Origin of the sequence: Zunongwangia sp. SCSIO 43204 (genome assembly GCF_019904275.1) — a bacterium.
Classification (GTDB): Bacteria; Bacteroidota; Bacteroidia; order Flavobacteriales; family Flavobacteriaceae; genus Zunongwangia; species Zunongwangia mangrovi.
In genome coordinates this window covers 2,910,739-2,937,162 of sequence record NZ_CP063204.1, presented here as the reverse complement: position 1 = coordinate 2,937,162, position 26,424 = coordinate 2,910,739, and the positions used below count along the sequence as shown (strand labels likewise).

The following is a 26,424-nucleotide window of genomic DNA, read 5'->3' as shown; positions in this document are numbered from 1 at the left end:
CATATGCGCAAATTTCATTTCATTGTTTTGTTTTGTTTGGCAATACTAACATTTCAAAGTTGTAAAAAAGAAGAAAAAGATCGGGAAATTCAACCCATCGAGGTTAAAACCGTAATGGTAGGCAACACTTCTTCTGAAGGTAGTGAAGCCCATTTTTCTGCCACTGGTAGAATTGCTGCCGATAAAAGTGTAAAACTAAGTTTTCAGGTTTCCGGAATCATTGAGCAGTTCCCGGTAAGTATGGGCGATTTTGTGCAAAAAGGAAGCCTAATTGCCAAAATAGATGGCACAGCCTATCAAAAACAGTATGAAGCAAGAAGAGCGCAGGCTGAAATGGCAAAAGACAATTACAATCGTGTAGCAGAAGTTTATAACAAAGGTAGTATTGCTGAAGTAAAAATGGTAGAAGCACGCTCCAATTACAAACAGGCAGAAGCAGCCGCACAAGCCAGCTACCAAAACGTAAAGTTTACCCGCATCACCGCTCCTTTTACCGGTTATATTGGTGAAAAAATGATGGAAACCGGAGATCTGGCATCACCCGGGCAACCCATCGTCGATTTTTTTGATATCGATAAGCTTAAAGCCATTATTCCTATTCCAGACGATCAGGTTAATCAATATCAAACCGGAGATAAAGCAATTGTGAAAATAGAGGTCTTAGATACTGTATATGAAGGTGAAATTACAGAAATATCCGTACAATCAGATAGCAATACTCCGAGCTATACCGCAAAAATTACCATTACTAATCAAAACAAAAAATTAAAGCCCGGCATGGCCTGTACGGTTATACTTCCCGAAAAGGAAAAATCTTCAGAAGAAGCCTCTAACACTTTCATTGTTCCTGTAGAAACCGTATCGGTAACCGAAAAGAATGAAAATTTTGTCTATGTAGTCAATGAAAATAAGGCAGAACGACGCATTGTAAAAACCGGAAAACTATACAACAATGGCATCGCCATCACTGAAGGTTTACAGAAAGGAGATCAGCTTATCACATCAGGCTATCATAAGCTTACGCAGGACACTCCGGTTACTATTAAAAACAAACAATAAGTGCTTATTTTATGAAAAAACAAGGTTCTATGATAGAATGGGCAATGAAAAACAAGGCTTTTCCACTGGCATTAGCTTTTATTTTTGTGCTGATTGGCTTGTTAGGGCTTTTCAATATGCCCCGTAACGAATTTCCTGAATTTACGATTCGGCAAGGATTGGTAATGGGGTTTTATCCCGGTGCCAATTCACAAGAAGTAGAGGAGCAGCTTACCGCTAAAGTTGAAAAGTTTCTCTTCAGCTATAATGAAGTAGACAAAGAAAAAACCTACTCCTATTCGCGAGAAGGCGAAATGTACATTTATGTAGAAGTAGCCGACCGTATAGGGCACAATGAAACTGAACAATTTTGGAACAAGCTTAAGAATGATCTATTAATCTTTCAGCAACGTAATGTTCCTCCGGGTGTTAAGGGAATTATAGTAAACAGTGATTTTGGAAGTACTGCCGCAATGATTCTCACCGTAGAATCTAAAAACAGACCTTATAAAGACCTGCAAAAACACGTAGATGAAATAGAAGATCAACTGCGTCAGGTAGAAGGAATGGCAAAGATTAGTCACTCTGGTGGCCTTACCGAGCAAATTGCGGTTTACGTCGATCAAAATAAACTGGCACAATACGGCATTAGTCCGGGCACTTTAATGCAAAGCTTGCAATCACAGGGAACCATAAGGCCTAACGGAACTTTAGAGTCGCCTAGTTTTGACCGTCCTATAAATTTGAGAGTATTCCTTAAGAATGTGACCGATATTTCAAACCACATTGTAAGCACCGATCGAGACGGTCGTGTGATCCGTATAAAAGATATTGCAGAAGTAAAAAAGGAATACGAAGATCCAGACTCCTTTATTACCGCCAACGGAACCAAAGCGATGATCATCACGCTAGAGATGGCTTCCGGTAACAATATTGTACAATTTGGAGATCGAATTGATGAAAAACTCGACACCTTTAAAGAACAACTTCCGCAAGATATTCAGGTAAGAAAAATTGCCAATCAGCCCGAAGTAGTTCATCATTCCATAAGCCACTTCCTTAAAGAATTCGGCTTTGCCCTGGCAGGGGTAATTATTGTAACGCTACTGCTTTTACCTTTTCGTGTAGCTTCAGTTGCCGCAGCAACCATTCCTATTACCATTCTGGCCACCCTTGCTTTAATGTTTATGCTGGGAATGGAGCTGAATACTGTAACCTTAGCCGCCCTAATTATCGTGCTGGGAATTGTCGTAGATGATCCCATTGTGGTGATAGACAACCACGTAGAAAAACTAGATGAAGGGCAATCCGTTTGGAAAGCGGCCTTAAATAGTGCCAAAGAACTTTTTCCATCGGTATTTACAGCAACCCTTGCTATATCGGCCACTTTCCTGCCTTTAGTATTCTTTATGACGGGAACCGCGAAAGACTTTTTAAGTACCTTCCCCTATACCATAATGCTGGCATTATTCCTTTCACTCGCTATTTCTGTATTATTAGTGCCCTTCTTCAATACCATATTCATTAAAAAAGGATTGCACCATAACAAAAAGGAAGAAGACAAAGAGAAGAAAAAATCGATGCTAGAAAAGTTACAACACTTCTTCAATAAGAGTGTTGAAAGCGCAATGAAGCATTATAGAATTACAGTAGGTATTGGTGTACTTTCCATAGTTTTGGGAGTATTCTTTTTCTCTAACCTATCGCAGGAATTGTTTCCGGTAATTGAAAGGAACCAATTTGCAGTAGAAGTTTATCTTTCTAAAAACAGCAGTCTCGAGGAAACCGAAAAAGTAGTAAAAGAGTTTGAGAAGGTTTTAGAAAAAGACGAGCGTATTCACGACTATACCAGTTTTATAGGCGAAAGTTCTCCACGTTTCCATATGGTTTACGCGCCTAACCTTCCTGCTAAAAACTACGCCCAAATTTTAGTGACCACTACCTCAGACGATGCTACGGAAGAGGTATTAAAAGAATATGATAAAAAATATTCTGCAATGTTTACCAATGCGCATGTAAGGATGAAACAGCTGAATATGGTTGCCAAACCTGCGCAGGTAGAAGTGCGCCTTTTTGGTGATAATATCGACACCTTGAAAAGCTACGGAGATAAAATCATTGACCTGGCAAGAGAAACCCCAGAAACCATTTGGTCCAGAACCAATTATGGCGAAATGCAGCAAACCCTTACCATTGATATTGATGAAGCCGAAGCCTCACATCTAGGTTTAACCAGCGAAGATATTGCCAACACTATAGCAATGAATATGGAAGGCTTAAATGCCACACAGGTTTGGGATGGGGATTACGCTATTAACGTAAGAATAAAGGCTGAAGATCATAAAGATCAATCGGTTTCCAGCCTAAGGGAATTATCCATTATTTCACCTAACACAGGTAAAACAGTACCGCTACGTCAGGTAGCCAAAATAACCCCGGGTTGGGAACCAGAACAAATTGTAAGACGTAACGGAATGAGATGCTTAACCGTACGTGTAGATATTGAAAAAGGAGCCGTAGCCAATGTGGTATTAGGCAAGCTTCGTCCCAAAATCGAAGAAATGGAGCTTCCCGACAGTATCACTGTAGGCTATGGAGGTGAACACGAAATGAGTCAGGAAAACCTGGTGCCTATGGGAATCTCATTATCCATAAGTGTACTTATTATTTTCCTCATCCTGCTTTGGCATTTTAGGGAATTTAAACAAGCCCTATTAAGTTTCATCACAATGCCACTTAGTATATTTGGTGCAGCCTTAGGGCTAATGTTAATGCAATATCCTTTTGGATTTACTTCCTTCTTAGGATTATTGGCACTTTGTGGGATCGTGGTAAGAAACGGTATTATTTTAATCGATTTTGCCAATGAATTAAGAGTCCATCACGACCATTCAGTTTACCAAGCTGCCGCACACGCCGCCAAACGAAGAATGCGTCCTATTTTCCTTACCTCCTCTGCCGCCGCTGTCGGAGTGACCCCAATGATTATTAGTAGGTCAAGTTTATGGGGACCATTAGGAACAGTTATCGCCTTTGGTTTAATGATGTCTATGATACTTACCCTATATGTTTTACCGGTATTATACTGGTTGTTCTTTAGGAACGAAAAAGACGAAGAGGAAAATGACAAAACAAAAGAAAATAATGCAAACGCCTAGAAATAGTATGAAAACGATATTCATAAAAAACAGTACACCCCTTGTCATTTGGTGTATGCTAAGTTTTTTGTCTTGCGGAAGTTTATTTGCGCAACAAAAACTGAATTTAGAAGAAGTTAAGGAAGCCGCATTATCGTACAGCCACGATATTAAAAACGGAAAAATAAGAATAGAACAGGCCGAAGCCGCCAAACAAGAAGCTATTGCCAATTATTTTCCCCAAGTGAGTGCTACAGGAATTGGTCTATATGGGTTTAAGGACTTTGTCCCGCCTATACCTGAAATGTTGCCCGATGGAATCGATAATTTTTATCAGGCCGGGGCAACAGCAACCGAAGTTGTTTATGCCGGTGGAAAAATAAGAAACTATAGCGCTTTGGCAAGTCTTCAGGCAGAAACCCGAACCATACAAGCCGAGCAGGCAACAGATTCGGTAATTCTAAATACCGAACAAAAATACTGGCAACTGGTACAGGTACAAGAACAACTTAAAGCCATACGCGCCAGTAAAATGTACCTGGACGAATTACTGAAGCAACAACAGGATTTGCTTTCAGCTGGACTTATCGCTAAAAATCAATTACTTCGGGTAAGGACCAACCGCAGTAGAGTACTTTTACAACAAAGCAAACTCGGCAATCAGCGTAAACTGGCATTACTTGATTTAGGGCTTTATGTAGGGAAAATTTACGATACAACCACCGTCGTTGCCGATACGTTAAAGCAAGTCACCCCACCCCGACTTAAATATCCTAAGCCCGATCTCGATTTTCAAAACAATAATAATTACAAGCTGCTTGAAAAATCGATAACCGCATCCCAATTGCAAACGAAGATTACAAAAGCCGACTTATTACCACAGGTTTCTGTGGGGGTAAACGCAGGTTATTTCGGGACGTTCAACGATGCGATTGACAGTCAGTTTATGCCGGTGGCCTTTGGGATGGTTAGCATTCCCATCTCCGATTGGTGGGGAGCCGGTCGCCATAAAGTGAAGCAAAAAGCACTGCAGGAAAAAATTGTGCAGAATAATTTTGAAGATCGCAAAGACGAGCTTAAAATAGGCATTATGAAGTCCTGGTACGACCTGATGGACGCCTATAAGCAAATTAATTATGCAAAGGACAATCTGGAGTATGCCAATGAGAACCTAAAGGTACAACGGGATAATTACAACAGCGGACTGAACAACCTTACGGATCTGTTAGACGCGCAACAACAAGAAGAATCGGCAGAAACCGAATACGCCAATGCCTATGCCAATTATAAGATTGCAGAATCAAAGTATTTGTTTGTAACGGATAATTTATAAAGTTAGTAAGGGATTAATGGTTATGCCAGTTTTCATATCATGATAATATTAATAAAATGTCCATCTTAAGCCTTATTTACCGATATTCAATTTTGAGGTTGTTTTTCAGGCAGGTAGTCTTTTGGTTAATAGCCTATTCCGTACTGTTGGTTATCCTTTATTATACGGCACAAATGGTAAACATGCCATTGGGCATCAATTGGAATATTAAATTTTCCAACCTTTTCCTTTTTTTTATGGCCTTTGGCTTTTTAACAGGTTCAGTACTTTCTTTAGTGGAAGGAATACTTAAAATATTACCGTTTAAAAGTAGGTCCCTGGCCTTTGATAGTTTGGTCAGGACCACTTTTTATTTTGTTGCCCTATGGCTTATTGTGATTATCATTAAAAATGTATTGAATAGCTATAGTTACTTATTTATAAGCGGATATCCGGCCACACCTTCAAATACAAGGAATTTTGATATCATTATCCTCACCTATACCTTGTTTATGATTTTTATTGTGAGCTTTATAAATGAAATGGTCAGTAAAAACAGTCCCGGGTTTACCATGCCTTTGATTCTTGGCAAATACCGGTTCCCCCGGGAAGAAAACAGGGTTTTTATATTTCTGGATCTCAAAGGTTCTACCCATTTGGCCGAAGAACTTGGGCATCTCAAGTATAGTAGTTTTATCCAGGAAAGCATCATGGATGTCAACCAGATAGCCAAAAAGTTCAAGGCACATATCTATCAGTACGTTGGTGATGAGATCGTCTTGACATGGAAATTGGAACATTTCGATACATTGGATGCTATTAGATTTCTGTTTGCCGTGCATAAAAGACTTGAAAAAAGGGAAGAGCATTATACCTCTATCTATGCAACGGCACCGTTTTTTCGTGCCGGTGTGCACGAGGGGAAAGTTACGGCCATTGAAATTGGGGACCTAAAAAGGGAAATTGCCTTTCACGGTGACACCATGAATGTTTGTTCCAGAATACAGGGGCTCTGCAAGATTTTCAATAAAAAAATACTCATCTCCGGGCAAGTAAACCAAAACAAGGAAATTGCCCAGAATTTTAAAGTTACTCCCTTGGGACCACAAATGCTGGAAGGAAAGGAACATGTTGTAGAAGTATTTGCTGTTGAGGAGCGATAATGAGGAAGCCACCTTTTTATTTAAAATTTCAGAAAACAAAAGAAAGAAATCCATTCAGGCATGAACCATACCAATCAACTACCTCGGGGCAAGCCCACGAGGTATTCAACGGAAACAGATTAACAGATTTCGAGGCATCCCGATAATCATCGGGACGGGGAATTAAACCCTCAATGAGGGATTAAAGTGTTGCCAATTATTTACCTTCAATCCTTCACAATATAACACGTTGCTAATAGTTTGCTTATAAAAAAAACAGATTGGCCTTCCTGTTAGGCTTTGCCCTATTCGCCCTCTCTATAGCTGTGGCACAAACCATAACCCGGGAAAAACTAAGGGATTCTGTTCACCCCCCCTATTTTTCCATTCATAAGGATAATTACTTTGTGACCGGAATGCCCATCAATATAGAAGTAAACGGGAACAATGCCGATGCCAAATACCAGATAAACAGTATTTTACCCTAATACTGAGAAAAGCAACCAATTTTGAAGCAAAGGGCACCTTTAGATCCCTTATATACTTCAATCCTTTTAAGAAAAACCTATCTAACCAACACTTTATGCTAGATTGGTACCTGGGACCGGCAGAGGCGCTTCTCAATTATAAAGATTCAAAAAGTATGATCCCGTATGGGGTATGTAATCAAAACCAATAAGTTTGCCCTGTTTAGATAAGTTCACCTACGATAATTCGTTTAGCGGTAGCTTCCCAAAAGGGAACTATTGTGATTATAAACCCACTTCAACAACCCATTATAAATCATAAAACATCAATTTTTTGGGAATCAGAAAAGTTCGTATCGAATGTATCAATTGTGCATTCTTCAAAGTTTCAAACTTTGGTAGATAATGGGATTATTGATTTTCAGCAAACATGGATAAATCATGGATGGACAAGTCTCTGGAACATTTAAATCCTGATTATGGAGTAAAACTGAAAATCGGTTCAGTTTTTTTTGTATATTTGAATCGCGAACGATTTAATCGATAAAGATTTAAAAATGAAAACAAACGTATTTCAGAAAACAGCTAGGATTATTTTAGGAATTTCAATGACTTTTGCAGGTTTTGGACACCTCACCTTTCAAAGAGAAGAATTTCAAGCTCAAGTACCCAGATGGCTACCGGATAACCCTGCATTTATGGATATAGTCGTGATCTCTTCAGGCATTGTTGAAATTTTACTTGGCTTGTCTATGATATTCCTATGGCGATTTAAAGTAAAGGTGGGCTTCGCATTGGCCATTTTTTATGTACTGATCTTTCCAGGAAATATTTCTCAATATACCAATGAGATAAGCGCTTTTGGTCTGGATACCGACCAAAAAAGATTGATTCGCCTGTTCTTTCAACCAGTATTAATCCTGTGGGCATTATGGTCAACGGGAGCTCTAAAATATCTAATGAACCGATTAAAGAATTAAAGTTATGGATACGACAATATCATTTTATGACTTTGAAGCCGTTCAATTGAATGGCGAAACGCTTAGCTTGAACCAATACAAAGGATAAACAATTATTGTGGTCAATACTGCAAGTAAGTGCGAACTTACACCTCAATACGAAGGGCTGGAAAACTTGTACCAAAAATATAAGGACAAGGGGTTGATTATCTTGGGTTTCCCGTGTAATCAATTTGGGAATCAGGAAAAGGTATCCTCTGATGAAATCCAAAAATTTTGCCAAGTGAACTATGGTGTGAGTTTTCCTATGTTCGAAAAAATAAAGGTGAACGGCAAAGATGCTCATCCACTCTTTAAATTTCTAAGATTAAGTCTTAAAGGAGGTTTATTGGGCACCAGAAGTAGTAAAATAGAATGGAATTTCACCAAATTCCTTATTGATAAAAACGGAACTCCCATAAAAAGATTTGCCCCCACAACCAAACCAGAAAGAATGGAAAAAGAAATCAAAAAAATTTTAGAATAATGAAAGAAAATATGCCAGAACTCTATTTGGATAATCAAATTTGCTTTCCACTTTATGCGGCATCCCGGCTGACCACAAAGATATACGCTCCTTTTTTGGATGTGTTGGGAATCACCTATCCGCAATACCTAGTAATGCTTACCTTATGGCAATATGGTAAACAAAGTGTGAAGACAATTGGGGAACGCTTGTATCTGGAATCAAACACCCTAACCCCGTTGCTAAAACGATTGGAACAAAAAAACCTGATCATACGGGCACGGTCCAAGACAGACGATCGTACGGTTATGATCTCGCTGACCCCAGCAGGAAATAACCTGAAACAAAACGCAAGGGAGACACCCAGAAAGATAGTTGAATCTTTTGACGATAAAACAATCACTGAAGAAGAAATAAGCATTTTTAAAAAAACCTTGTTCAAGTTACTTGTTGTACTGGATAATAAAAGAAACAGCGATAATGTAATCGATAATCGATATTAAATGTTCTGAGGCTTGCCTCAAAATCTAAGGTTTTTTTTCTTTGAATGCCCCGGGGCTTGCCCCGAAAAACTTACTAATTAATAAAAATTTTAAAAATGATCAAAAAAATGTACACGACCAGTGCCACGGCTGCTGGAGGAAGAGAAGGACACGTAAAATCCATCAACGGTGAACTGGAAGTTGACGTAAGGGGACCTGGAACTCCTGGCAACTATCTTAATCCAGAGATTATGTTTGCGGGAGGGTATTCCGCTTGCTTTGACAATGCCATAATTGGCACCTTACGGATCAATAAAATCAAAGATGTTTCTCATGAAACCACGGTAGAGGTTACACTTGGAGAAATACAAAAACAGCAATATGGGTTCGAGATTACCATAAGTGTCGCTTTTAAAGGGCTGGATATGGAAAAAGCCAAAGAGATTATCGATCAAGCCCATCAGATGTGCCCCTATTCCAACGCCATCAAAAACAACGTAAAAGTTGACCTTAAGGTAGAAGAGCTTAGGTAGATCCATTGAAAAAACAGGGCATTGAAGGGAGTCATATTCAGATTTAATGAAGGCTTTTTGATAAATGAAGCAGGAACAAATGGAAAGGCGAACTTTACAACTCTATTTAGTATGGGAAAGAAAATGTTCAAAGCCATTATAATTCTCCCATTCTTTCCCCTCTTTTGGAAGGAGAAAATTGTAACGCATTAAAAATTTTTAACAATGAAAAAATTAGAAAACAAAGTCGCAATTATAACAGGTGCGGCAAGCGGTATGGGCGCGGCCGAAGCAAAATTGTTTGCCAAAGCAGGTGCTAAAGTAGTAGGAACAGATGTTCAAAAAGAAAAACTAAAATCCTTTTTTGATGAATTGGAAAGCGATGGTTATGATGTAATGTGCTTGGTCCACGATGTTTCATCGGAAGAAGATTGGAAAACCGTTGTGGATACAACAATAAAACAATATGGTAAAGTGGACATCTTGGTGAATAATGCCGGAATTCCAGGAAAAGAAGGATTTTTAGAGGATGTTGATATCGACAACTACCGCAAGGTAATAGATATTAATTTAACCAGTCAGATTATAGGAATGCAGGTTTTAGCTTCTTATATGAAAGAGAATGGTGGTGGATCTATTGTAAATATATCCTCCATCGCAGGAATAGTTGGAACGGCTGGTGGATCAAATGTTGGCTATGCAGGATCAAAGGGTGGTTCACGAATGATCACCAAAGCAGTAGCAGTGGAAATGGGGAAAAGTAATATCCGTGTTAACTCTGTACATCCAGGAATAATTGAAACGCCCTTGTTGGATAATTTTAATGATGAAATTAAAGAAGCTCTTTCTAAAAATATACCTATGGCTCGATTAGGAAATCCTATAGAAGTGGCTAACGCCGTCTTATTTTTGGCCAGTGATGACGCCTCGTACATAACAGGAATAGAACTTATTGTGGATGGGGGTACACCGCCCAATAACGCTATCGTATATGGTTCTACCAAAGTAGCCTAACATGATAAATTTCAAAATACCATAATCCTGGGTTTAGGATAAGATTTACCCGATCTACATTTTGCTTGCCAGTTATAGGTAGCAAAGGCTTCGGGAACAAAAAGCAGGATTTGGCAAAGGAGATAGCATTAATTAAAAATTTTAAAAATGAAAAAGTTAGAGAATAAAGTAGCCATTGTTACGGGAGGGGCTTCTGGAATTGGTGAAGCTACCGTTAAATTATTTATTGAAGAAGGTTGCAAGGTAACCGTCGCCGACATTGACCAAGACGCCTTGGATAGCATAGCGGAAGAGTATGGCGATAAGGTATTCGTGTTAAAAGTGGATGTTTCAGACCCTAAAGAAGTGGAAGGTATGGTCCAAAAGACCGTGGCCCATTTCGGTAAACTGGATATACTCCACAACAACGCAGGAATAGGAGGATTTGGCCTAGTACCGGACATAACATCCGAAGAATGGCATAAGGTATTCAGCATCGATGTCGATGGTGTTTTTTATGGATGTAAGTATGCCATTCCCGAAATGAAGAAAAATGGTGGCGGAGCTATTATAAATACAGCTTCCATAAGCGGAATGGGGGCAGACTATGCCATGGCATCCTATAACGCCAGCAAAGGAGCAGTCATTAATCTGACCCGGACACTGGCAAACGATCATGGCGAGGATAATATTCGCGTAAATGCGGTATGCCCCGGTCCAGTAGCAACTCCCCTTCTCAATATCGCCATAGAGGATGAAGATATTCTTAAAGCCTATCAAAAAGTAATTCCTTCGGGCCGTATCGGCAAACCGGAAGAAATAGCCAAAGTATTACTATTTTTAGCCTCGGATGACTCCTCTTATGTAAATGGCACTACTATAGTTGCCGATGGGGGTCTTATGGCACGCACCGGTCAGCCAGATATAGCCCGTAAATTTATGGAGGCCGAAAATTAATAAATCTCATAGAGAATGTTTCAGAGATTTTTCTGATATTCGAGTTTGATAGTTGGAAATACGACTATGACCTTTTCAAAAACTTATAAATTTTAAAAGGATTAAAAATCAAGAATGGAAAAATTCTGGTCTACGTATCACAATGACATTATTTGGGCATCCATCGTATTGGCTACCGTAATCCTTTTATGGTTTCTCACCAATATTTTCACCCGTTTTGTACAGCGTCGGATCATTAAACGGCTGTATAATGTTAAAGACCGTTCCGTACTGCTTATCCGTCGTATTTTGCGGGCGTTATGGATTGTTCTTGGATTGATTGCACTCAGCTATATTTTTATTGATAATGACGCTTACCAGGAAGCGACCAAAAACTTCAAACTCATATTATACTTGGGGGTTGTGGCCGTTGCAACCATTGTTGCGGCAAGTACCGCCAACGAATGGTTTAGCCGAAGCATACGACAACGTAAGAATGCAGAAATTGACTTTACAAGTTATAAGTTCCTAAAATACCTGGTTGTTGTTGGGGTCTATTTTGTAGGTGTCATTTTGGGTCTTTCGGCCTTCCCGTCTATGAGGGGCATAGCCGCTACGGCCCTTGGGGGCGCGGGTGTTTTTGCAGTAGTCTTAGGGGTTGCCTCTCAGGAAGCGCTGTCCAATCTGGTTGGCGGCCTGTTCATCGTAACCTTCAAGCCTTTTAAAATAGGTGATATCATCAAGGTGACCGATACCATGGTAGGTAGCGTAATGGATATTACATTGCGACATACTATCATTCGCAATTATGAGAACAAGATGATCGTTATCCCCAATGCTATTATCAATAAGGAAAAGCTTATCAATTACGATCTTGGGGAACGTTTTTGTTGCCAATGGATCGAGATGGACATCTCGTATGGAAGCGATATCGACCTAGCAAAACATATTATGCGAGAGGAATGTGAATCGCATCCCCTAATTTTAGATAACCGTAGCGAGTTAGACATCCATAATGAAAAACCAAAAGTAGTCACAAGGGTCATTAGCCTAGAAGAATCTTCGGTCAGGATACGTTGCTGGGCCTGGGCTCGTAATTTTGAGGAAGCATTCTCTATGAAATGCGACCTGTACGAAAGCATTAAAAAAAGATTTGACATAGAAGGGGTCGAGATCCCATTTCCTTACAGAACACTTGTTTTTAAGGAAGAGCAAATGGAAGCACTATCAAAGAAAGTAGCGGCACAGCTCAATAGTAGTAAAACCCCAAAATAGTTGATCCCATTTCTTATCTGACTTTTCATTGAGCCATAGAGGTTCCAAGATAATATTCAATACAATATCTTATTTAAATATCATTAATTCCAATGGACCGAATCTTTCCCGCCGTATTCCATATCGATCAGGATTCGTTTTTGAGTTTCTGTTTCCTGCCCAAAAATGACACATATTGCCATAACCAAAACCACAAATCTGACATTTTCAGGTACTCTTTTCATTTCCACTTTTCGAGTTATTAAAATCATCCCTTCCAAATTTCATAAAATTTGATGACAAATTATACCATTGGAAATCAATACCACACAAATAATATTTTATTCACAATAAATTGATTCTCAGTAATTTAAAATACTAAATCATTACTTTTCTCATAACGAAAACGAATCAAAAATTTAAAACGTTCCGTTATGAAAAAATCTATCTACCTGGCGAGTTTGCTTTCGCTATTATCCACTTCCCTATTTGCCCAAATTGGCGGTATCGAAGATTCCGTTAATGATATTTCCAACACCATCCGATCCATATTCCCTATTATCCTTGGGGTTATCTTTTTGGTGGGTTTCCTATTCAACGCCGGTCATTTCTTTGGGGAAAATGCCGATCTGAAAAAAGGGATTACCCGTGTGCTCGTGTTTGTACTCATCGCCGGTGCCGTGGTGGGCATCTTTACTTATCTCATCGGAATAGTGGTGTAAGCCCCTAAGGGGCATTTAAAAATAAATTTTAATCATGAAAAAGTTTATTCCTTATAAAAACATTCGAAAACGGGCGATGATTTTAGGACTTCCCCTCTCCTTTTTTGCCCTGCAAATGATCTCGGTGATCGCCTCCCTCCTGCTTATCATTTTTTCTTTTAGTCTTGGGATGATCGCAACAATACTGCTATGGAATATCGCCTTGTATATTTTGCTGAACAAACTTGTTCAAAATCCGGGACTATTCCATTTCCAAAAAGTATTTCCACAACATATCAGCAACAAAAAATTAAGCCTATGCTATGATGAAAAAGATTAACCTTTCAGCTTACCATCCCATCCTGGATATTCAGAATAATGTACTTTTTGCATCCAATGGCAATGTGGTGCTAGGATATCGGGTATCGCTACCCGAAATTTATTCCCTCTCGGAAAAGGATTTTGAAGACCTGCACGCTAGTTGGTTCCAGGCCTTTAAATCGCTTCCATCTGGAACTGTTATCCAGAAACAGGATATTTACCGCAAATCCCATTATACGGCTGAAGCACTACCGAATAATACCTTTCTGCAACAAGCCACCTATCATTATTTTAAAAATCGGGAATATTTACAGCACCAAAGTTACTTGTTTTTTGTACTTCCCCTGGACAAGCATCTAAAAGCTTCCAAATATGTCAACCCGTTTCGGAAGACCGAAAAAGGCATTCATAAAAAGTTTGATCATCAGGTCAGGGAATTTATTGGATCGGTAAAGGATGCCGTTTCCTTTATCAATAACAGTAGAAAAATAACCATTTCCCCATTAGGTCAAGAGACTATTTTGGAATTTACCCACGCTTATTTTAATGGATTCTATCAAAATGTGGATACAGACATCAGGCTGGATCAAAAAGGAATTAGGATTGGCGATTACCATTTTGATGTGCTCGCGATCAATAGTGAACAGTGCTTTGGGGAAAGCCTGCAAAGCAGTAAGATCAATGAAAAATTCACTTCTGATGATTTTACATTTCATCAGGGTTTTATCGATGGACTGGGATTGGATCTGGACGAAGACCATATCATCAATCATATCCTTTATTTAGATGATAAACATAAATGGCGCAAAGTACTGGAAAAGAAAATCGAGGAACTTTCCAAGAGTTCCAACTTTGGCACCCAGAACAAAGTGGTATTAAAGAAAATCCGTGAGATCGTAAGTCGTATCAATGAAGATGAAAGTTCACGGATTATCCGTGGCCATCTCAACATCATTTTTTGGTCTCAGGAGGTAACACAACTGGGGAGCATAGCTTCGAAAATCAAAACCGAATTCAAGGAACTGGATATGCTGCCTTATTATCCCAAGGGAGAAGAGCGCAAGCATTATTTTTTAAATTCCTATCCTTGTTTTGCCTCCAACTTTTCTAATGAAGATCTTTATGTAACCGATCTTAAACACGCCCTGTGCCTTTATATCAACAATACCAATTACCGCTCCGATCATACAGGCATTATCTTTAATGATCGGCAACATAATATCCCGGTCCTAAAAGACGTATGGGATGAAAAGAAGAAACGCATTAAGGCCAGGAACTTCGCCATCTTCGCTCCCACGGGTGAAGGGAAATCCTTTTTAGCCAATAACATCCTTCGTCAATATTTTGAGAGCGGAGTACGACTAGTCATCATCGACCTGGGCGGTTCCTATTCCAAATTCGCCAAGCTTTATCCTAACGATAATATCATTCTACGCTACGAGCAGGGAAAAAACTTAGGGATTAACCCATTTTATATTTCCAATGATGCCGATTTAACTCCCGAAAGGCTGGAAGATCTGTCGGTATTCCTTCTCGAACTTCTGGCCGAAGGTCAAAAAGTATCCAAAGGCAAGGAAGTAGCAATGAAAAAAGTACTCTTACAGTATTATCAGGAAATCCGGGATAAGCATTCGTTAGCTTCTTTATATCACTTTGTAGATGAGAACAAAGATACACTCGTACAGGGATTAGGAATCCGGGAAGCGCATTTCAGTACCTATGATTTCTTGCATATCCTTTCAGAATATGTGGAAGGAGGCCTTTACAGCTTTCTATTTAACGTGGGGGCCGATCAAACCTATAAGATCGAGGACAAACGATTGATTGTTTTTGAACTGGATGAAGTCCGCGACAACAAAGAAATCTTATCGGTGATGCTGAAACTGATCAAATCATCCATTGAGCGTACGATCTGGCAAAACCGGTCGGAAAAAGGGATTATTCTTTTTGATGAGTTTGCCAAGCAATTGAAGTTTGCCAATGTATTGGAAAGCGTTGAATTCTACTACCAGGCCATCAGAAAACAAAATGGAGCTATCGGGATCATCTTGCAATCCATTAACCAGTTGCCCAACAATTCCACCTCAGCAAGTATTCTGGAAAATACACAAGTCATCTACAGTCTTCGTAATGAGAAAGGTTATGGGGAATTACAGAAACGATTGAATCTCTCTACCCACGATTTGAACCAATTACGTTCCATTCGTAACAATCTTACCGGAGCGCGAAAATACACCGAAATGTTTATCAAAATAGGAAAAGAAAGCAACGTTTTCCGCCTGGAAGTACCCCCGGAAGTCTATGCGGCCTACCTGACCGATGGTAGTGAGAACCAGACCATAATGGCCATTTATAAACAAACCAATGATATGGAAAAGGCCATTGAAGGCTTCCTTAAAGAAAAAGTATAACCTAAAACCAACATCCTATGAAACACCTTATACATCCAAACATCAAAAGATTCGTGGTAATCTTATCCATTGCCCTCTTTTCATCAGGCCACATTGTGGCCCAGGGGATGCCGGTATATGATAATACGAATTTTATCAGCCTGGCCAAACAGCTGATCGAATCGGCCAAGCAAACTTCCAATTTACTCAAGACTGTCGAGTTTCTAAAACAACAAAAAGAGCGGATCGAACAGATGAGCAATGTGATTCAGCAGTTGGATGCCGTAGGAAAACTGATTCAGAATAACCAGTACCTCTTCAATATGGTGCAGGGCGATCTCCAAGAAATCCTCAACTCCCCGTATATCAAACCCGATGAAATCAACCGGGTGACAGCCTCCTTTGAGGAAATTATTGACCGTTCGATGGAGAGCGTGGATTATGTCAATAAAATCCTGACCAGTGATTATCTAAAAATGAGCGATGCGGAAAGAGCTACCGTATTAAAAGATTATGAAACGAGATCCAATGAGATGGTCGCCGAAGTGCAGAACAAAACACGCCGGTATAAGGAAATCATTTCCTTTCGAAAAATGCAGGATCATATCAATAACCGCGAAACGGAATTCTGATGGGAATGGGACTCGAATACGTAGACACGGTCTTTCAAACGATCAAAGACAGTGATTTTTCCCAGTATACCATTACCGGGATGAAGACACTGGCTGTATTGTTTTTCCTGATCAATATCCTTAAAAAATATAATGAAGGTGTGTCTGTTACCGATGGACATACCTGGGGATTAAACCCGACGGAACTTTTTAAAAACTTTGCCATTGTCCTACTGGTTATTTTCTCCACACAGGTATTGGATGTATTTGATAATATTCTGGTCGCCATAGAAGCCCAATATCGGGACACGGCCCTGGCACTCCTCCCCTTACAGCTCAGTGATGTGGATATTGAACGGGATGTGGGTGCCCTGGAGGCCGCCAAAAAAGCAATGGCAATGTTATACGAAGCCTTGGTAAACCCCTCTATATGGGCTAAAAATTCTTGCTTTTATCATAGGGGTGATCCTATGGCTTTTGGATCTGTTTATCTATCCGCTCTTTTTGGCAGAGCGCTATTTTCTATTGGGAATAATGCAGGCATTTTTTCCGCTGGTGATTAGCCTGGCCGTATTTGAAAAATTCCGCTCACTGGCCTATACTTTTTTTAAGCTTTATGCCGGAGTATATATGCTCGTACCGGCCTTCTTTCTGGTCAATATTTTTATCAATAACCTTTATACCGAAATCAACACCCATTTTTGGAGCGATCTCTTCGGGACAGATTGGGGAAGCGAGTTTTTTGCTCCGGTCATCGAATGTGCCTCCATCGGTTTTATCGTCCTGCTCAAATTTAAGCTTTACCGCAAGGCCAGCACCTTTACCCTACGACTCTTTACCGGAGGCTAATGTTTTTTTAAGAACTGTATAAATCTAAAACAAAATGAAAATACCCTATCAAAATATTTACAAGGTTTTACGGACCAATCGTTTTATCGTACTTTCCTCGGTAATTTGCTCGGCAGTGGTCTGTATCATTTCCGTAGTAATGGTTATCAAACTCCATCGGGAATCCCAGGACAATGCTTTCGTAATTAATGAAGAAGGCAACATCATTCCCCTCAAATTGGTAAACCAACGGGAAAACCTGAAGGTCGAAGCCCTAGCACATCTGGAACTGTTCCATCGCTATTTTTATGGGCTTAATGCCAACAATTACAAAAACAATATCGAAAAGAGCCTGTGGTTGGGAAACAGTTCCGTATCTGACCTCTATCAGCAAAAACAGGCCGATGGGGTCTATAACCGCCTATTGCAGTATTCTTTGGTACAAAAGGTCATCACTATTGATTCCCAGGTTGATCTTCAAAATCAACCCTACCAATTTAGTACCACCACCATCTTTGAGATCAACCGTGGTTCGGTAACTGACCGATATGAATTGAAAACGGCTGGACAACTGTTGCAGGTCGACCGCAATTTTCCGCACAACCCACACGGACTGCTTATCACCGACTTTTTTGAAAATAGCCTTCGAAAAATTAATCCTGAATAATACTTATTACTAAATCCATACCTATGAAAATTCAAAAGAATAAAATTGTAATGATACTGATTGTGGCCAGTGTCGTCCTGTTTATCGTTGCCTATTCCATCATCACTTTTGGCCAAGAAGAAGAAACTACTATCGATAACAATCAGGTTCCGGTCCCGAAATTAGGAGGCGACCAAAAACAATATGAACCAAAAACGGAAGCCTTGGAAGGCATCAAAGAGGAACGCGAGACCAATGCACCGAGCGTCTATGATGAAGAATTGCTGGATGCCACCGGAAATTATGATCCTGACTTAAGGGATAAAGAAAAAAGACGGATGATCGACAGTATTTATTCGCAAGGGAATATTGATTACACCAACAGTACCTACCGGCAAGAGCAGGCAGCTCCCCTAACCCCTGCTTCATCCCAAAAGGATACATTATCCGAAAAAATCGATAAAAAAGAACGGGAAGCGGCCGCCAAAGAAATGGGGTTGGAACATCAACTCTTTTTTGTCTCGGAACCAAAAGTGGACTTGCAAGAAAAAGTCGGACAGTTTTTTTAAGACCTATGCTACATTATTAAATTGATAAAATTCTAGTTCTACTTCATAAGGTGTTTTATATCCTAAAAAAGAGTGTAAGCGTTTCCTATTGTACCAAATTTCGATGTACTCAAAAATAGCAGTTTTAGCATGCTCTATAGTTTTAAAATCATCATCATAAATAAGTTCTACTTTTAAGGTTTTAAAGAAAGACTCAGCTACGGAATTATCCCAACAATTTCCCTTTCTACTCATAGATTGAGTTACCAAAGGGTTAGATTTAATAAATGTTCTAAATGTTTTTGAAGCATATTGTATCCCTCGATCTGAGTGAAATAGTAAATCCATGTTTATCTTGCGCTTTCTTATAGCCATTTTCCATGCAGGTATAATAGTTTGATTAGTGTGTAAACTTGTACTTAATGACCACCCTATTACCTGTCTGTCAAACAAATCGATAATAGTGGTTAGGTACAGCCAACCTTGATTGGTTTGAATGTAAGTGATATCGCTAACCCAAACTTTATTTAACCTATAGGGATTAAAGTTTCTGTTCAATAAATTTCTACAAACAGGATAACTGTGATTGGAATCTGTGGTAGCCTTAAACTTCCGTTTGTGTTTGCTTACCCAATGGTTCGCTCTCATAATTTTAGCCACTCTACATCTGGATATACAGTAACCTTCACGTTTAAGTTTTTCTGCTATTCGTGTAGAGCCATAACGCTGTTTACTCAGGTCAAATTCCTTTTTTATTAAATCTGTAAACAGGCTATGTTCCAATGCTCGTTTTGAAGGGCCAGCTGTGTACCACCTATAAAAACTACTCCTACTTATTTTAAAAACCCTGCACATCCTCTCTATCGGATATAAATGTTTATAGCTGGCTATAAATCCATAGATTTCCCATCGCTCTTGGAGAAGATGTGCACGGCCTTTTTTAATATTTCAAGTTCAAGTTCCTTTTCTTTAAGAGCTTTGCGAAGTCTTTTAAGCTCTAAAGTATCATCGGGTATTGGTTTTTCAGGCTTAGGCAATGTAGCTGTTTTAGCTGCCTTGCGCCACTTGTAGATCCTTTGGACTTCTATGCCTAGTTCATCTGCTAATTCTTTTATATTCTCGCGCTGGTAACTTAAACGAACTGCTTGCTCCTTTAATTCAGGACTGTAATATCGTTTTTTCATGGTTCTAAGATATTTGTTTGGTAACAAACGGTCTTAAATTTTGTGTCCGAATAAAAGTAGCAACTCCACCAGTTTCCTGTCTAAAAATGATGCACATATTCAGAAGCAAAATCATAAAACTGACGTTTTTGAGCACTTTTTTCATTTTCATTTTCCGAGTTATTAACCACCTCCTTCTATAATCCCATAAAATTTAATGCCAAATGAAATCATTGAAAATCAATCTTATATAAATAATATTTTATTCACAATTTACTGATTTTCAATTATTTAAGACATTAAATTTCTAATTTTCTCATAACGAAAACGAGTCAAAACTTAAAACTTTCAGTTATGAAAAAATCTATCTCTATGGCAACTGTTTTATCGTTGCTTTCTACGAGCGTTTTTGCGCAAATCGGTGGGATCGAAGATTCCGTTGCCGATATTTCCGATACTATAAGGAATATATTTCCAATCATCCTTGGAGTAATCTTCCTGGTCGGGTTCCTTTTTAATGCCGGCCACTTCTTTGGGGAAAACTCCGACCTCAAAAAGGGAATAACCCGGGTGTTGGTCTTTGTTCTTATCGCAGGCGCTGTGGTGGGAATCTTCACCTATTTGATCACCATTGTAGTTTAAGTCGCTAAGCGACATTTAAAAAAATAAAGGAACAGTTATGAAAAAGTATGAACCTTATAGGAACATTCGAAAAGGTGCGGTAATCTTTGGGCTTCCCCTTCCCCTATTCGCGCTAATGATGCTTTCGATAATCGCGTCCCTACTGGTGATCATTTTCTCCTTCAGTCTGGGTGTGATTATTAGCGCCCTGCTCTTTAATGCATTCTTGTATATCGGGTTAAACCGTATCCGTCGGCTCCTGGAATTTCTACAGATGACCGGGGCATTTCCAAAAATGATCAGTAATAAAAGAAACTCAGGTATCCATTATGAAAAAGATTAACCTCGCCTCTCACTGGCCTATTACAGATATTCGGGACAATGTTGTTTTTGCCCCAAACGGTAACATCGTCCTATGTTACCGGCTTGACCTGCCTGAAATTTACTCCTTATCGGAAAAAGATTTTGAAGACCTGCACGCCACCTGGTTTCAGGCGCTTAAGTCCCTGCCGGTGGGTACAGTAGTGCATAAGCAGGATATTTATGAGAAGAAAGCATTCACTGCAACGACACTTCCAAACAAAACCTTTTTGGAAAAAGCCACACGGGATCATTTTAAAGATCGGGAATATATAGCGCACCGCTCTTTAATATTTTTCACCCTGACCAGGAACAAAGCTTTAAACAACTCCAAATATGTAAACCCTTTTCTAAAAGTCTCCAAAGAAATTGTAAGGGAACTGGATGCCAACCTTAAAAGCTTTATCGGATCGGTAAACGATTGTGTTTCGTTTCTAGCTAACAGCCGAAAGGTCTCTATAAAAGCATTACCACCAGAAGAAATCACCAAACTCACTACGGAATATTTCAATGGTTTCAATGAAGGTTTCGATACCGATATGCTAATGGAAAAACAACATATTCAAACGGGGGACAATTATTTTGATGCCCTGGCTATCAATAGCGAGCTGTGCTTTGGCGAAAGGGTACAGTCGAGCAAGACCAATGAGAAATTCACATCGGATGATTTTGTATTTCACCAGGGATTTATTGATGGGCTGGGGCTTCATTTAAGAGAAAACCATATAGTCAACCAGGTACTCTACCTGGATGATAAACACAAATGGCGCAAGCTACTGGATAAAAAAGTAGAAGAGCTCAGCAAGAGTTCAAATTTCGGATCTCAAAACAAAGTCATTTTAGGAAAGATCCAGGATATCCTAGAAAGGATAAACGGTGATGATAATTCCCGAATCATCCGGGGCCATCTTAATGTGATCTTCTGGGATCGTGATCCTCGTAATTTGGAAGGCATTGCCTCTAAAATTAAGGCTGAGTTCAAAGAACTCGATATTACCCCTTACGCTCCACGGGGTGAGGAACGAAAGAATTACCTGCTAAACAGCTACTGCTGCTTCTCTTCCAATTTTTCCGATGAAGATCTCTATGTGACCGATCTAAAACATGCCTTGTGCCTTTTTATCAATAACAGCAATTATAAATCGGATCCTACCGGTATCATTTTTAATGACCGTGAACATAATATTCCTGTACTAAAAGATGTTTGGGATGAGGGAAAGAAACGCATCAAGGCGCGGAACTTTGCCATCTTCGCCCCTACCGGGGAAGGCAAATCCTTTCTGGCCAATAACATTCTACGTCAATATTTTGAAAACGGGGTCCGCCTGGTCATTATCGATCTAGGAGGTTCTTATACCAAGTTCGCTAAACTCTATCCTGATAAGTACACTGTTTTGCGCTACGAGAGCGGAAAAAGTCTAGGTATTAATCCTTTCTACATATCAAATATCAATGATGTAAGTCCAGAGCGGCTGGAGGATCTTTCGGTGTTCCTATTGGAACTCATTGCTGCAGATGACAAGGTTACTAAAGCACAATCCGTAGCCATAAAAAAGATCCTCCGTTACTATTACAAAAACACCACGGGAAACCATTCCTTAGATAGTTTTTACCGTTTTATCGAGCACCGAAAAGATGAGCTGCTGGAGACCCTTAAAATCCATCCCGACTACTTCAATGTTACCAACTTTTTGCACGTGCTCTCGGAGTATGTCGGCGATGGTCTATACAGCTTCTTATTTGAAGTTAGCGAAGATCAAACTTACAAGATCGAAGATAAGCGGCTGATTGTCTTTGAACTCGATGAAGTCAAGGACAATAAAGAGATCCTCTCGGTGATGCTCAAACTAATCAAGTCAGCGATCCAACGTACGATCTGGAAAAACAGAGAAGAAAAGGGAATCATCCTTTTTGATGAATTCGCCAAACAACTCAAGTTTGAAAATGTCCTGGAAAGCGTTGAATTCTACTACCAGGCCATTCGTAAACAGAACGGTGCCATTGGAATCATCTTGCAATCCATAAACCAGCTTCCTAATAATGCGACTTCCTCAAGCATCCTGGAAAACACCCAGGTGATTTACAGCCTGAATAATGAAAAAGGTTATGAAGAACTGGCCAGGCGCTTGAGCCTTTCCAGCCACGATCTCAACCAGTTGAAATCGATCAGGAATAATTTGACCGGCAAGCGCAAGTACACCGAGATCTTCATCAAGATCGGTAAACAAAGTAACATTTTCCGCCTGGAAGTACCACCCGAAGTCTATGCTGCCTACCTCACCGACGGAACCGAAAACGAGGCCATAATGGCCATTTATAAAAAAACCAAAAATATGGAAAAGGCAATCAAGGAATTCATCAGGAAGGCCGAAACGCTAATTAACAATTAAAACAATTCGATATGAAAAACAAACACAAAACCTTGGTTCTCTCACTGGCCTTAGCTTTATGCTTGCCTGCAGGCGCTGCCTGCCAGGGGATGCCGGTGTATGATAATACGAACTTTGTCAGCCTGGTTAAATCCCTGGTGGAATCGGCCAAGCAAACTGCTAACTTGGTCAAGATCGTCAACTTTTTAAAGGCACAGAAAGAGAATATTGAGAAGGTCAATAGCGTGGTACAGGATTTAAAAGCCGTTCGTGAGATAGGTCGTAACAACCAACGCCTTATTGCGGTAATGCAGGATGACCTTCGGGATATCTTGAATTCCTCTTATATCAAACCCGACGAAATAATCAGGGTGACCCAATCCTTCAGTGACGTGGTAGATAACTCCCTGGAAACCGCAAGCTTTATCGATGAGATTTTATCAAGTGATCATTTAAAAATGAGTGATGCCGAGCGGGCGGAGATTTTAAAGCAAAAAGAACTCGAGTCGAAAGAGATGGTCACCGATGTGCGGCTAAAGACCAAGCGTTACCGAGAGATCATTTCTTTTCGGGAAATGCAGGACAGGATTAATAACCGGGAAACAGGCTTTTGATGATGGAAGGGGTAATTATATTGGCCGTAGGAGTCGAATATATCGATAGTGTTTTCCAAACCATCCAGGAAAGCGAATTTTCTCGGTATACCATTGTCGGCATGAAGACCTTGGCGGTGCTCTTCTTTTTGGTCAACATCCTTAAAAAGTATAATGAAGGCATAGCCGACAGGCAGGGCTATACCTGGGGGCTTTCCCCCGCGGATCTGGCCAAGAACTTTGCGGTGGTCCTGCTGGTTATTTTTTCAACGCAAATCCTGGGCTTCTTTGACAATATTCTTGTGGCTATTGAAAACCAGTACCGAGATACAGCCCCTGCCCTTCTTCCGCTGCAGATGCAGGAGATCCCCATCGAGGAAGATGTCTCCCCTATGGGGGCGATGCGTAAAGCTATGGCTTTACTCTATGAGGCCTTAGTCACACCACTATATGGCTTTAAAACCTTTGCATTTTTAATTAGCCTGTTTCTATGGATTCTGGATTTATTCATCTATCCCTTATTCCTTGCGGAACGTTATTTCCTCTTGGGTATTATGCAGGCCTTTTTTCCGCTGGTACTAAGCCTGGCGGTATTTGAAAAGTTTCGCTCGATGGCCTATGGTTTTTTCAGGCTGTATGCCGCAGTATATATGCTGGTGCCTGCATTCTTCCTGGTTAATGTGTTTATTAATGCTCTGTATACGGAGATCAACACCAATTTTTGGGAAAACCTATTCGGTACGGATTACGGGAGCGGTTTTTTTGCACCGGTTGTAGAGCTGGGTTCGATAGTTTTTATCGTGTTTTTAAAATTCAAACTCTACCGGCGGGCCATTTCATTTACCCTAAGACTTTTCACCACTTAATCAGCAGCAACCGATATAACCAATTTAGTCATTGAAAAATATAGTTCAAAAATGAAAACACCATATAAAAATATCTATTTGATATTAAAACTCAACCGCTTTATCGTGCTGGCCGTAGTGCTTTGCTCAATGGGCTGCAGTGTTTTTGCCATTTGGATGGCCATCTCAACAAGAAACAAAGCCTTGAACAGTGCCTTTGCCATCAATACCGACGGCAGTATAATTCCATTAAAACTAGTGACCCAAAAAGAAAACTTCCAGGTAGAAGCCCTGGCTCATTTGGAGCTGTTTCACACCTACTTCTATAATATTGATGCCAGCAATTATGAGAAAAACCTGGAAAAAGCATTATGGCTAGGCAATAGTTCGGTAGACAACCTATACAGGCAGAAAAAGGCCGAAGGGGTTTACAACCGCTTACTGCAGTACTCGCTGGTCCAAAAGGTATTAGCGATCGATTCGCAGCTAGAAGAAAAGGAGGAATCGTTTCATTTTAAAACTACCGTTATTTTCGAGATTAACCGCGGCAGCATTGTGGATACCTACGAACTGGTTACCACAGGAAAACTGCTCATCGTAGATCGTCACTTTCCCCATAACCCTCACGGCCTCCTCATTACGGATTATTTCGAAAACAGTTTAAGAAAAGTACCCTCACAAAATTAAAATTAGAACCGATGAAAATTGAAAAGAACAAAATCGTATTCATTAGCGTCCTGGTGGTCATTGTGATTTTTCTTGTCACCTATACCTTAATGATCACCGGGGAGGATGAAGAGCACCACGAAAACCTTCGTCAGACGGAGATCCCGGATCTTGAAGAAGAAAGCCACGAAATCTACGATTCAAAACTGGAGGCTATTGATAAACTTAAAGAAGTTCGGGATAAAAATGCACCAAGTATTTATGATGAAACGTTTTTGGATTCCTTAGGCTATTACGATACCAAGCTTTTGGAAAAAGAAAAAGAGCGCAAGATCGATAGTATTTATGAATTGGGAAAAGCCCGGCAAGCACAAATTGCACACCTTACACAAACCCGTCCAAGCAGACCACCGGAGAATAATAGCCCAGCCCTAATAAAAAAAGTACCAAAGGTAGATACTGCAGAAATTGAGGAAACGCGAAAAATAGAAGCCAAAGAAATGGGTTTGGAACATCAATTATTCTTTGCTTCTGCTCCCCAAGAACCTGAAGATGTTATTACCAATACTACAGACAAGGAAATTAAGGTGATGGTTGATGGTACCCAGGTGGTTAAAGCAAACTCCAGGCTTCGAATGCGACTTGCACAACCTGCCAGTATTGGTGACAAATTTATCCCCAAAAACACCCCGGTTTTCGGCTTTGTGAGTTTTCAGCCAAATCGGGTCCTGATCGAGATCGAAAATATCAATAAGCATCAAACTAGCTTAAAAGCCTTTGACCTTGAAGATGGTAGCGAAGGTATTTACATCGAGAATAATTTCCGGGCGGAAGTAGCCACGGAAGTCCTGGATGATGTAATCGGTGATATTAATATCCCAAGTGTACCCCAGGTCAGTGGAATAAGCAAAGTATTTCGCAGAAATAACCGAAATGTAAAAGTAACCATTCTAAATAATTACAGATTAATTCTCAAGGCCAGCAGACCTGAATCAAACTGGGGATTGGCTAACCAATAAAACAAT

Annotated in this window: 25 protein-coding genes and 2 pseudogenes; 25 read left to right on the top strand and 2 right to left on the bottom strand. The window is 39.9% G+C overall.

Annotation, left to right across the window (positions count from 1 at the left end):
- Positions 1 to 3: 3 nt before the first annotated feature.
- The 11 genes and pseudogenes from INR75_RS13125 to INR75_RS13075 all read left to right on the top strand — a co-directional run bounded on the left by INR75_RS13125 (position 4) and on the right by INR75_RS13075 (position 12,758).
- Entirely contained in the window at positions 4 to 1,059 is a 1,056-nt protein-coding gene (locus tag INR75_RS13125) for an efflux RND transporter periplasmic adaptor subunit (RefSeq protein ID WP_223089126.1), read from the top strand.
- Positions 1,060 to 1,070: 11 nt separating this feature from the next.
- Entirely contained in the window at positions 1,071 to 4,196 is a 3,126-nt protein-coding gene (locus tag INR75_RS13120; RefSeq protein WP_223089125.1) for an efflux RND transporter permease subunit, read from the top strand.
- Positions 4,162 to 5,508, top strand: a complete 1,347-nt coding sequence (locus INR75_RS13115; protein ID WP_255584536.1) for a TolC family protein — start codon at positions 4,162 to 4,164, stop codon at positions 5,506 to 5,508. Before INR75_RS13120 ends, INR75_RS13115 begins: the two co-directional genes overlap by 35 nt.
- 236 nt (positions 5,509 to 5,744) lie before the next feature.
- Positions 5,745 to 6,650 (top strand): adenylate/guanylate cyclase domain-containing protein, encoded by a 906-nt coding sequence (locus tag INR75_RS13110; protein ID WP_255584535.1) that lies wholly within the window; start codon positions 5,745 to 5,747, stop codon positions 6,648 to 6,650.
- A 1,003-nt stretch (positions 6,651 to 7,653) separates the two neighbouring features.
- On the top strand, positions 7,654 to 8,076 hold the full coding sequence (locus INR75_RS13105; RefSeq protein WP_223089123.1) for a hypothetical protein: 423 nt from the start codon (positions 7,654 to 7,656) through the stop codon (positions 8,074 to 8,076).
- Positions 8,077 to 8,092: 16 nt separating this feature from the next.
- Positions 8,093 to 8,581 (top strand): annotated as a pseudogene (locus INR75_RS13100) (glutathione peroxidase).
- Positions 8,581 to 9,063 (top strand): MarR family winged helix-turn-helix transcriptional regulator, encoded by a 483-nt coding sequence (locus tag INR75_RS13095; RefSeq protein ID WP_223089122.1) that lies wholly within the window; start codon positions 8,581 to 8,583, stop codon positions 9,061 to 9,063. Before INR75_RS13100 ends, INR75_RS13095 begins: the two are co-directional and overlap by 1 nt.
- Positions 9,064 to 9,158: 95 nt before the next feature.
- Positions 9,159 to 9,575, top strand: coding sequence for an Ohr family peroxiredoxin (locus INR75_RS13090; protein ID WP_223089121.1), 417 nt, complete (start codon positions 9,159 to 9,161; stop codon positions 9,573 to 9,575).
- Positions 9,576 to 9,779: 204 nt separating this feature from the next.
- Positions 9,780 to 10,568, top strand: coding sequence for an SDR family NAD(P)-dependent oxidoreductase (locus INR75_RS13085; protein WP_223089120.1), 789 nt, complete (start codon positions 9,780 to 9,782; stop codon positions 10,566 to 10,568).
- 147 nt (positions 10,569 to 10,715) lie between these two features.
- Entirely contained in the window at positions 10,716 to 11,504 is a 789-nt protein-coding gene (locus tag INR75_RS13080; RefSeq protein ID WP_223089119.1) for an SDR family NAD(P)-dependent oxidoreductase, read from the top strand.
- Between the two features lie 114 nt (positions 11,505 to 11,618).
- Positions 11,619 to 12,758, top strand: coding sequence for a mechanosensitive ion channel family protein (locus INR75_RS13075; protein ID WP_223089118.1), 1,140 nt, complete (start codon positions 11,619 to 11,621; stop codon positions 12,756 to 12,758).
- A gap of 83 nt (positions 12,759 to 12,841) precedes the next feature.
- On the opposite strand, the gene INR75_RS13070 is transcribed toward INR75_RS13075, so the two are convergent.
- Complete coding sequence (locus tag INR75_RS13070; RefSeq protein ID WP_223089117.1) at positions 12,842 to 12,982, bottom strand: hypothetical protein; 141 nt, start codon at positions 12,980 to 12,982, stop codon at positions 12,842 to 12,844.
- A gap of 189 nt (positions 12,983 to 13,171) precedes the next feature.
- On the opposite strand from INR75_RS13070, the gene INR75_RS13065 reads away from it, so the two are divergent.
- From INR75_RS13065 to INR75_RS13035, 7 genes and pseudogenes are all read left to right on the top strand, one after another.
- On the top strand, positions 13,172 to 13,459 hold the full coding sequence (locus INR75_RS13065; protein ID WP_041578720.1) for a hypothetical protein: 288 nt from the start codon (positions 13,172 to 13,174) through the stop codon (positions 13,457 to 13,459).
- A gap of 34 nt (positions 13,460 to 13,493) precedes the next feature.
- Positions 13,494 to 13,778, top strand: a complete 285-nt coding sequence (locus INR75_RS13060) for a hypothetical protein (protein WP_223089116.1) — start codon at positions 13,494 to 13,496, stop codon at positions 13,776 to 13,778.
- Positions 13,765 to 16,170, top strand: a complete 2,406-nt coding sequence (locus tag INR75_RS13055; RefSeq protein WP_223091926.1) for a TraG family conjugative transposon ATPase — start codon at positions 13,765 to 13,767, stop codon at positions 16,168 to 16,170. Before INR75_RS13060 ends, INR75_RS13055 begins: the two co-directional genes overlap by 14 nt.
- A gap of 17 nt (positions 16,171 to 16,187) precedes the next feature.
- Complete coding sequence (locus tag INR75_RS13050) at positions 16,188 to 16,781, top strand: type IV secretion system protein (protein ID WP_255584534.1); 594 nt, start codon at positions 16,188 to 16,190, stop codon at positions 16,779 to 16,781.
- Positions 16,781 to 17,609 (top strand): annotated as a pseudogene (locus INR75_RS13045) (hypothetical protein). Before INR75_RS13050 ends, INR75_RS13045 begins: the two are co-directional and overlap by 1 nt.
- Before the next feature lie 34 nt (positions 17,610 to 17,643).
- A complete protein-coding gene (locus INR75_RS13040; protein WP_223089115.1) occupies positions 17,644 to 18,255 on the top strand; it encodes a conjugal transfer protein TraK in 612 nt (203 codons plus the stop codon).
- Positions 18,256 to 18,278: 23 nt separating this feature from the next.
- Positions 18,279 to 18,803 carry a hypothetical protein gene (locus INR75_RS13035; RefSeq protein ID WP_223089114.1) on the top strand — a complete coding sequence of 175 codons (525 nt, stop codon included), beginning with the start codon at positions 18,279 to 18,281 and terminating at the stop codon, positions 18,801 to 18,803.
- A gap of 3 nt (positions 18,804 to 18,806) precedes the next feature.
- Here INR75_RS13035 and INR75_RS13030 read toward each other — a convergent pair.
- Positions 18,807 to 19,966, bottom strand: a protein-coding gene (locus INR75_RS13030) for an IS3 family transposase (RefSeq protein WP_223089113.1) whose coding sequence is annotated in 2 segments (ribosomal slippage) — positions 18,807 to 19,726 and positions 19,726 to 19,966 — 1,161 coding nt in all. Because the reading frame shifts where the segments join, the coding sequence is not laid out codon by codon here.
- A gap of 333 nt (positions 19,967 to 20,299) precedes the next feature.
- Between INR75_RS13030 and INR75_RS20495 the strand changes: the two genes are divergently transcribed.
- From INR75_RS20495 to traM, 7 genes are read left to right on the top strand one after another with little or no spacing between them, the layout of a single operon-like run.
- Positions 20,300 to 20,587, top strand: a complete 288-nt coding sequence (locus INR75_RS20495; protein ID WP_133549867.1) for a hypothetical protein — start codon at positions 20,300 to 20,302, stop codon at positions 20,585 to 20,587.
- 37 nt (positions 20,588 to 20,624) lie between these two features.
- Positions 20,625 to 20,909 (top strand): hypothetical protein, encoded by a 285-nt coding sequence (locus INR75_RS13020; RefSeq protein WP_133549868.1) that lies wholly within the window; start codon positions 20,625 to 20,627, stop codon positions 20,907 to 20,909.
- The gene (locus INR75_RS13015) at positions 20,896 to 23,316 is read left to right on the top strand and encodes a TraG family conjugative transposon ATPase (protein ID WP_223089111.1); all 2,421 of its coding nucleotides are present in this window, start codon (positions 20,896 to 20,898) and stop codon (positions 23,314 to 23,316) included. The genes INR75_RS13020 and INR75_RS13015 overlap by 14 nt, the downstream gene beginning before the upstream one ends.
- Positions 23,317 to 23,327: 11 nt before the next feature.
- Positions 23,328 to 23,909 (top strand): conjugal transfer protein, encoded by a 582-nt coding sequence (locus tag INR75_RS13010; protein WP_223089110.1) that lies wholly within the window; start codon positions 23,328 to 23,330, stop codon positions 23,907 to 23,909.
- Positions 23,910 to 23,911: 2 nt separating this feature from the next.
- Positions 23,912 to 24,754 carry a hypothetical protein gene (locus INR75_RS13005; RefSeq protein ID WP_037317136.1) on the top strand — a complete coding sequence of 281 codons (843 nt, stop codon included), beginning with the start codon at positions 23,912 to 23,914 and terminating at the stop codon, positions 24,752 to 24,754.
- Between the two features lie 51 nt (positions 24,755 to 24,805).
- Positions 24,806 to 25,420 (top strand): conjugal transfer protein TraK, encoded by a 615-nt coding sequence (locus INR75_RS13000; protein WP_133549874.1) that lies wholly within the window; start codon positions 24,806 to 24,808, stop codon positions 25,418 to 25,420.
- Positions 25,421 to 25,431: 11 nt separating this feature from the next.
- Positions 25,432 to 26,418, top strand: a complete 987-nt coding sequence (gene traM, locus INR75_RS12995) for a conjugative transposon protein TraM (protein WP_133549876.1) — start codon at positions 25,432 to 25,434, stop codon at positions 26,416 to 26,418.
- Positions 26,419 to 26,424 lie beyond the last annotated feature (6 nt).